Genomic DNA, 6,034 nt, shown 5'->3' on the forward strand with positions numbered 1-6,034 from the left:
ATCTCACCGCAGGGGCCACGGCGGCGAACCCATTACGGGCGGGGGGCGCGGGCGCGAAACGACGAGAGCGGTACGGCCCCGATTCGCACGGGGTCGTACCGCTCTCGTCACACTGTGGCTGGGGCCGGGATCGAACCGGCGACCTATCGCTTTTCAGGCGATCGCTCGTACCAACTGAGCTACCCAGCCACGCAGCCGAAAAGCTGCAGCGGTCCTGACGGGATTTGAACCCGCGGCCTCCACCTTGACAGGGTGGCGAGCACTCCAAACTGCTCCACAGGACCAGGCGGTGCGCGTGGACAAGTCTCGCATACGGTGACGCGTGCACCCACCGGATATTTCTCGATGGTGCTCCTTGCCCGAAGTCGCACGATGAGCGTATCAGAACGGGGAGGGTGCCCCGTCCGCCGCGGAGCCTGGTACCGGCGCAGGCCGGAGGCCTGCCACGGCGTCCGCCACCCCGGCGTCGGATGACCGGCTGCGCTACGCGGGACCGGCGGCCTCGCCCTCGGGCCGGTGCTGCACGCGGCAGCCGTAGTGCCCGCTCGCCGTGCGCTCGCACACGACGTACGGCACCGTCCCCGCCACCCCGCCGGTCGCGCGCCAGGGCATGACGGACTCACCGGCCAGCAGCGCCTCGACGGTCTGTGTCGCGGTGTCCCTGGGCTCCGGGTGGTGCTCGTAGTCCGCCGAGCCCAGCGCGAGGGCGACGGCCAGGCCGAGGAGGTTGACCTCGGTGGGCTCGCCGGGCACGGCCGACTCCGCGACGGGGTCAAGACGGATGCCCGCGCCCGGCACGTCCACGATGCGGGCGACGTAGCGCTCTGGGGTCTCGGGCATGGACACGCTCGTTTCCTCCTGCCGTCGCGGTGGCCGCGGAACACGGCCCGCTGAGTTCAATGATCAGGCCAATTCCGCCGCACGCATCTTGTTCCCGGACATGACAGGCCGTAGAAACGTCTCGTTCTGTCCCTGTCCGGCCACCCACTGTCACACACGTCGCTCCCCGTCACCTCCACCCCACGCGTTACCGCTCCCAAGCTCCGCCCTTTCCCCAGGAGTTCACCATGCGCAGAACCAGACCGCGCCTCGGTGCGGTTGCCTCAGGTGCCCTGCTCGTCGCGGCGATGGCCGTGCCGGCCTCCGCGTCGGCGGCCGCCGCGGCGCCCGCCGGGCCCGCCTCCCCGAAGTCCGCCGACTGCCCCTGGGTCGGCTCGCACGCCTCGGTCGATCACCGGGTCTCCCAGGTCCTGTCGAAGATGACGCTGGACGAGGAGATCACGATGGTCCACGGGGCCGCGGGCTCCGCGTACACGGGCTACATCCCCGGCGACTCCCGCCTGTGCATCCCGGCCCTCAAGATGCAGGACGGCCCGGTCGGCGTGCGGATGTCCGACACGACCCAGCTGCCCGCGGCCGCGAACGTCGCCGCCTCCTTCGACCCGTCGCTCGCGAAGTCGTACGGCGCGGTGATCGGCGCCGAGGACAAGGCGAAGGGCGTCGACGTCGACCTCGGCCCCACCGTGAACATCGTCCGCGACCCGCGCTGGGGGCGCGCCTTCGAGTCGTACAGCGAGGACCCGTACCTCACCGGGCAGATCGGCGCCGCAGACATCGAGGGCATCCAGGACCAGGGCGTGATGGCCCAGGTGAAGCACTGGGCGGTCTACAACCAGGAGACCAACCGCAACACGGTCTCTGACAACGCTGTCATCGACGACAGGACCGTCCACGAGGTCTACGCGGCAGCCTTCGGCACCATCCTCGACCAGGCGAAACCGTCCTCGGCCATGTGCTCGTACTCGTCCGTCAACGGCACCTACGCCTGCGAGAACGCGTACCTGAACAACATCCTCAAGAAGCAGTTCGGCTTCGACGGCTTCATCACCTCCGACTGGGGCGGCACCCACTCCACCGTCGCCTCGGCCAACGCGGGCATGGACATGCAGATGCCCGACGGCTCCTACTTCGGCACCGCGCTGAAGACGGCCGTGCAGAACGGGCAGGTCAAGAAGGCGCGCGTGGACGACATGGTCACGCGCATCATGCGCGAGGAGTTCCGCTTCGGCCTCTTCGACCACCCGTCCGCCGACACCCCCGACGCGAACGCCTCCACGCCCGCCCACGTCGCGGTCGCGAAGCGCGCGGCCGAGGACGGCGCGGTCCTGCTGAAGAACAGCGGGCACGTCCTGCCGCTGGACAGCGGGAAGGTCAAGTCGATCGCCGTCATCGGCGACGGCGCGGGCAAGGACACGATGAGCGCGGGCGGCGGCAGCGCCACCGTCGCGGGGACCGGCACCGTCACGCCGTACGACGGGATCAAGGCGCGCGCGGGCGCCGGCACGAAGGTGACGTACGCGCAGGGCAACGTCAGCGCCAACGGCCAACTGCCGGTGATCGGCAGCCAGTACCTCACGCCGCCGTCCGGCACGGGACACGGGCTCCAGGGCGCCTACTACACCAACAAGACGCTCTCGGGCGACCCGGCCGCGACGCGGACCGACCCGCAGGTGGACTTCGACTGGAACGGCGCGGCCCCGGCCGACGGCGTCGCGGGCACGAACTTCTCCACCAAGTGGACGGGCACCCTGACGCCGCCCGCGACCGGCACGTACACCTTCGGTCTGACCAGCGACGACGGCAGCCGGCTGCTGATCGACGGCAAGCAGGTCATCGACAACTGGCGCGACCAGGCCACCCACACGCAGACCGGCACGGCCACGCTGACCGCCGGCAAGCCGGTGCAGGTCGAGGTCGACTACTACCAGGGCGGCGGCGGCGACGAGGTGCACCTCGGCTGGGAGACGCCGGGCAGCGACCTGCGGGGCCAGGCGGCGGACCTCGCAGCCAAGTCCGACGTGGCGATCGTCTACGCCAACGACTTCGAGTCCGAGGGCAGCGACCTCGCCGACATCGACCTGCCGGGTGACCAGAACGCCCTGATCGAGGCCGTCGCCAGGGCCAACCCGAACACGATCGTCGTGCTGAACACCGGCTCCGCCGTGACGATGCCCTGGCTCGACCAGGTCAAGGGCGTCTTCGAGGCCTGGTACCCGGGGCAGGAGTCCGGTGACGCCATCGCCGCGCTGCTGTACGGCGACGTCAACCCGTCCGGCAAGCTGCCGGTGACCTTCCCGAAGTCGCTCGACCAGGTGCCCGCGAACACGGCGGCGCAGTGGCCGGGCGTGGACGGCAAGGTCCAGTACTCCGAGGGCCTCGACGTCGGCTACAAGTACTACGACGCGAAGCACGAGGACCCGCTCTACCCGTTCGGCTACGGCCTCTCGTACACCTCCTACAAGTTCTCCCACCTGCGCGTCGAGGGCTCGACCATGCGGGAGGGCGGATCGCTGCGGGTGACGGCCGACGTCACCAACACCGGCTCGCGGGCCGGCAGCGAGGTGGCCCAGCTCTACCTGAGCGAGCCCAAGGCGGCCGGGGAGCCGGTCAGCCAGCTGAAGGGCTTCCGGAAGGTCGCCCTGAAGGCGCACCAGACGAAGCGGGTCACCTTCCGGCTGACGGCGCAGGACGCGTCGTACTGGAACAGCGACGCGCAGGCGTGGACGCTCACCCCCGGCACCTACCGGGTGCGCGTCGGCGACTCGTCGCGCAGCCTGCCGCTGAGCGGCTCCTTCCAGGTGCGCAGGACGACGGGCCCGCGCTTCACCAAGGTGTCGGCGCCGTCGCCCGCGGTGGGCGGCTCCAGCGTCAAGGTCCGTACGACGTTCACCAACGGCGCCACGCAACCGGTCATCGGCGCCACGACGAGGCTGTCCGTGCCGTCCGGCTGGCGGGCGAGGGCCACGAGCCCGGCGACGCACTGGCTGGTGGCCCCCGGCAAAACGGTGACGACCACCTGGGACGTGACGATCCCGGACGGCGCCAAGGGCGGCGCTGCCGAGCTGACGGGCACGACCCGCTACCTCGGCTCGCCGCACACGAGCCCGGGCGACGGCTCGGCGACGGTCCAGGTCGCCTACGCGAACGTCCGGGCCGCGGCGGGTGAGGTCGGCGTCACGGACGACTCCGCGACGGCGGCGGGCTCGTTCGGCGACGCCGGCTACAGCTTCTCGGCGCAGGCGCTCGCCGACGCCGGCATCACCCCCGGCGGGCGGGTCTCGGCCGGCTCGGCCGCGTTCACCTGGCCGGACGTCGCGGCCGGCACGCCCGACGACGTGGCGGCCGCGGGCCAGGCGATCGCGGTGCGCGGGTCGGGGACGCGGCTGTCGTTCCTCGGCGCGGGCACCAACGGCACGCAGCAGGGGCAGGTGACCGTCACGTACGCGGACGGCACGACCTCGACGGGCACGGTGACGCTGGCCGACTGGTACGCGAACCAGGCGGTGGACGGCTGCTCGCTGGTCGCCACGACCGCGCACTGGAACAACCCGCCCGCCGACACGCTGCCGCACGACCACAAGGTCAGCCTGTACGCGTCGTCGGTGCCGCTGACGGCGGGCAAGCAGGTCGCGTACGTGACGCTGCCTGACAACGCGTCGCTGCACGTCTTCGCGACGGCGATCGGCTGAGCGCGTGGTGCCGCCGGGACGCCGCACACGCGGCGCCCCGGCTCCACCGTGAGGCGCCGGAGTATCAGGGCACGCGGGCGACGGCGGCGTAGATGCCGCTGCGCTCCTCCTCGGGCGCCGGCTCTTCCTTGTACCAGTGGGGCGCCGTGACGAGGCCGGGCTCGACCAGGTCGAGGCCCGCGAAGAATCGTTCGGTCTCCTCGCGCGTGCGGAAGCGCAGCGGGATGGTGCCCTTCTTGTACGCCTCCTTGATCGTCGCGACCATCTCGGCCGGGTGGAAGTCGGTCGTGCCGTGCGAGAAGATCAGCAGGCTCCCCGACGGCAGGGCGTCCACCAGCGTGCGGACGATGCCGTACGGGTCCTCCTCGTCCTGGACGAAGTGCATCAGCGCGATCAGCGACAGCACGACCGGCCGGTCGAAGTCCAGGATGGTGCGCGCGTGTTCCACGATCGCGCCCGGCTCGCGCACGTCGGCCTGGATGTAGTCCGTCGTGCCCTCGGGCGTCGAGATCAGCAGCGCCTCGGCATGGCGCAGCACGATCGGGTCGTAGTCCGTGTAGACGATGCGGGCGGCCGGGTTCACGCGCTGGACGATCTGGTGGAGGTTCGGCTGCGTCGGGATGCCCGTGCCGATGTCCAGGAACTGGTCGAACCCTTCCCGCGCGGCCCAGGCGACGGCGCGCTGCATGAAGGCGCGGTTCTGCCGGGCGGCGGCCTTGGAGTCCTCGGGCAGCTTGTCGCCGACGGCCTGGTCGACCAGGTAGTTGTCCTTGCCGCCCAGCAACCAGTCGTAGACCCGGGCCGGATGCGGCTTGCTGGTGTCGATCCGGGGCTTGGGTGCGGATGAGGTCATCGGGACTCCGTTTGCGTATGACCGGGGTGCGGGTGCGGGTGCGGGTGCGGGTGCGGGGGACGGCGACAAGGCCAAGAGTGCCGCACGGTGGCGCGATGCGGAACGCGGGGCGGTCGCCTTACGCGTCTTGTGCGTCCGGTCGCGCGTCCAGCAGGGACGCGTACGTGCCGCGGAAGTCGGCGCCGTCCGGTGCGTGCCAGCCCGCGGTGACCAGGCCGAGCACGCCCGCGGGCAGCCCGCCGTCCTGCGTGTCCTGCTCCGGTTCGAGCACGCGGCGCACCCGCAGCGTCAGGGCGCCGTCGCTCGTCGGCACGCGCACGTCGGATCCGCCCGGCCCGTCCGCCACGGCCGACGGAGCCGTCCCGGGCACGGCCGCGGGCAGCGGCGTCCGCACGCGGTGACAGGTGACCGTCGGATCGGCGGTGTGGCTCTCGCTCTGCGCCTGCGGCTCGGCCTCGCCGCGCAGCAGCGCGTAGAGCTGCTCGACGAGGACGGGGTCGTGGACGCCGTCGTACACGTGGCGGAGGCCGAGCACGCCGTGCTCGCAGGTGCCGATGAGCGCGTGGCTCGCACCGTCGAGCGGCGCGGAGCGGTAGGTGACGGGGACGAAGTACGCGACGGGGAGCGGCCCCGACACGTCGCGTACTTCGTC

4 protein-coding genes and 2 tRNA genes are annotated in these 6,034 nt (G+C 71.5%); 1 reads left to right on the forward strand and 5 read right to left on the reverse strand.

The features are described from left to right. Positions 1-115: 115 nt before the first annotated feature. The 3 genes from JFN87_RS19635 to JFN87_RS19645 form a co-directional block, all read right to left on the reverse strand. Positions 116-189, reverse strand: a tRNA-Phe gene (locus JFN87_RS19635). A gap of 20 nt (positions 190-209) precedes the next feature. Continuing rightward, positions 210-284 (reverse strand) — tRNA-Asp (locus tag JFN87_RS19640). Positions 285-483: 199 nt separating this feature from the next. Beyond that, positions 484-840: a hypothetical protein gene (locus JFN87_RS19645; protein WP_209341749.1), complete on the reverse strand. Its 357-nt coding sequence runs from the start codon at positions 838-840 to the stop codon at positions 484-486. Positions 841-1,067: 227 nt separating this feature from the next. On the opposite strand from JFN87_RS19645, the gene JFN87_RS19650 reads away from it, so the two are divergent. Further along, a complete protein-coding gene (locus tag JFN87_RS19650) occupies positions 1,068-4,529 on the forward strand; it encodes a glycoside hydrolase family 3 C-terminal domain-containing protein (RefSeq protein ID WP_209341750.1) in 3,462 nt (1,153 codons plus the stop codon). A 64-nt stretch (positions 4,530-4,593) separates the two neighbouring features. On the opposite strand, the gene JFN87_RS19655 is transcribed toward JFN87_RS19650, so the two are convergent. Both JFN87_RS19655 and JFN87_RS19660 read right to left on the reverse strand, forming a co-directional pair. Beyond that, positions 4,594-5,382 carry an SAM-dependent methyltransferase gene (locus JFN87_RS19655; RefSeq protein ID WP_209341751.1) on the reverse strand — a complete coding sequence of 263 codons (789 nt, stop codon included), beginning with the start codon at positions 5,380-5,382 and terminating at the stop codon, positions 4,594-4,596. Between the two features lie 118 nt (positions 5,383-5,500). Continuing rightward, a partial coding sequence (locus JFN87_RS19660; protein WP_209341752.1) for a maltokinase N-terminal cap-like domain-containing protein occupies positions 5,501-6,034 on the reverse strand: 534 nt, incomplete at its 5' end.

Origin of the sequence: Streptomyces montanisoli (assembly GCF_017813245.1) — a bacterium.
Taxonomy (GTDB): domain Bacteria; phylum Actinomycetota; class Actinomycetes; order Streptomycetales; family Streptomycetaceae; genus Streptomyces; species Streptomyces montanisoli.